This window comes from Sulfitobacter sp. HI0040, assembly GCF_001634885.1.
Classification (GTDB): domain Bacteria; phylum Pseudomonadota; class Alphaproteobacteria; order Rhodobacterales; family Rhodobacteraceae; genus Sulfitobacter.
On record NZ_LWEX01000506.1, the window covers coordinates 1 to 241 of the forward strand.

The following is a 241-nucleotide window of genomic DNA, read 5'->3' on the forward strand; positions in this document are numbered from 1 at the left end:
CATGGTGGTCGAACAGACCAGTCGCGGGGAACGTGCCTATGACATCTTTTCGCGCCTCCTGAAGGAACGGATCATCTTCCTGAACGGTCCGGTCCACGACGGCATGTCATCACTCATCGTGGCGCAGTTGCTGCACCTTGAGGCGGAGAACCCGTCAAAGGAAATCTCCATGTATATCAACAGCCCCGGCGGTGTCGTGACCTCCGGTCTGTCGATCTACGACACTATGCAGTATATCAAG

The 241-nt window shown here is 55.6% G+C and carries 1 protein-coding gene; it reads left to right on the forward strand.

Annotated elements, in window-relative coordinates; all coding sequences use genetic code 11:
• Window position 1 precedes the first annotated feature (1 nt).
• A partial coding sequence (locus A3728_RS19815; RefSeq protein WP_201722356.1) for an ATP-dependent Clp protease proteolytic subunit occupies window positions 2-241 on the forward strand: 240 nt, incomplete at its 3' end.